Origin of the sequence: Sphingobacterium alimentarium (assembly GCF_004342685.1) — a bacterium.
Classification (GTDB): domain Bacteria; phylum Bacteroidota; class Bacteroidia; order Sphingobacteriales; family Sphingobacteriaceae; genus Sphingobacterium; species Sphingobacterium alimentarium.
On sequence record NZ_SMBZ01000102.1, the window covers coordinates 1 to 1339 of the forward strand.

The 1339-nt window shown below is 43.8% G+C and carries 3 protein-coding genes; all 3 read right to left on the reverse strand.

Annotated features, from left to right (window positions below; all coding sequences use genetic code 11):
- Positions 1 to 606: IS66 family transposase (locus EDC17_RS16735; RefSeq protein WP_165894457.1), on the reverse strand; the 606-nt coding region annotated here is incomplete at its 3' end.
- Between the two features lie 49 nt (positions 607 to 655).
- Entirely contained in the window at positions 656 to 994 is a 339-nt protein-coding gene (tnpB, locus tag EDC17_RS16740; protein WP_260045450.1) for an IS66 family insertion sequence element accessory protein TnpB, read from the reverse strand.
- 1 nt (position 995) lies between these two features.
- A complete protein-coding gene (gene tnpA / locus EDC17_RS17680; protein WP_260045451.1) occupies positions 996 to 1280 on the reverse strand; it encodes an IS66 family insertion sequence element accessory protein TnpA in 285 nt (94 codons plus the stop codon).
- Positions 1281 to 1339 lie beyond the last annotated feature (59 nt).

Here is a 1339-nt window from a genome sequence, read left to right on the forward strand (position 1 = left end):
GGCGAAGCGTTGTTTTTGACGATATAATGGGAGATGATCGAGATACTTATCGGCTAGGATCATGGCTAGTAGGCTTGGTCCCGGGATTCCTTTGTCGATTACTCGTTCTGGAAGTTCGGCGATGGATACATTGGAGCCATCCTTTGCTGCGTATTTATAACGGATATAACGTTTGATGTAGAACTTGGCAGGCTCACACTCCAGTTCATCAGTAATTTCTTTACCGATGCATACCATTTCAGACAGATCCCCTTCCGGGTAGATCTCAATTTCCTCTACAGGTAGGTGGGCGGGCAATTTTGCACGTCCTTTATGATTCGGACGTTTACGGGTATATTCGATTTTCTCCTTAATTATTTCCTGCTGCAGCTCCACTTCTGCAGGCTCTGCCTGGAATGGAAGCATCGTCTGGTTGGGATCGCCTTCAAAGCGCTCGCGCTTCTGGCCGAACTGCATGCGTTTGTACATGGCAAGCTGTGATTCCAGATAATCTATCTTTTCATCTTTAGAGGAGGAGTCTTTTGATAGTGACCGGATCATTTCATCACGACCGGAAATAACCTTGATAAGGTCTTCCTTTGAGAGATTTTCCAGCGCTGTTTCCATAGTGTAAATATACGAAAAAGGCTGCTTTATTCCTATTTAAAAGCTGTTTTTAAAGCAGAGAAAAACGCTTTTTCCGGATGCTTTTTACAACCTGTATCCCTTCAACCATGAGTACCAGATCACTCCAGGACAACTCTCCGTTTTTTACATGGGGTGCTACAAAAGTTCCGCTTTCCAAACGTTTATAGTATAACACAAAGCCCCCTTTTTCCCAGTGCAGTAGCTTCATGTGCGTACGGCTATGGTTCAAAAACACGAACACTTCTCCGCTGGTAGCTTGCCGTTTCATAGCAGAGCTGACCAGTCCACAGAGGCCATCAAATGATTTCCGCATGTCGCAGAAACCATCATAGAGATAGAAACGATGAGAAGATCCTAGTGAAAACACCTTAGTAAAGATGGATAAGTCTGGAAATCATATTAAGATCTCCACCGGCATTGATTTTAACTCCATTCGGATATACAATTTCAATACGCCCTGAAGGCTGTGGAGCCAGTAGAACTTCCTTGAACCCAGGGTCGCTATTCTGTTCATCACTACGTATGATCCAATAACCCAAAGTGCATACCTTGAGCCCATGAGATAAACAAAAGTCCTTCCGTGTCTGACCACTTCTGCGCCACTGATCCACTAAGGAAAGCATCCGCTCGCGTTTACTTATTGATAAATTCATGCAAGCAAATGTAGAACCTAAAAAACGTTATTTAAATATGTACTTGATAGGCCGGATAC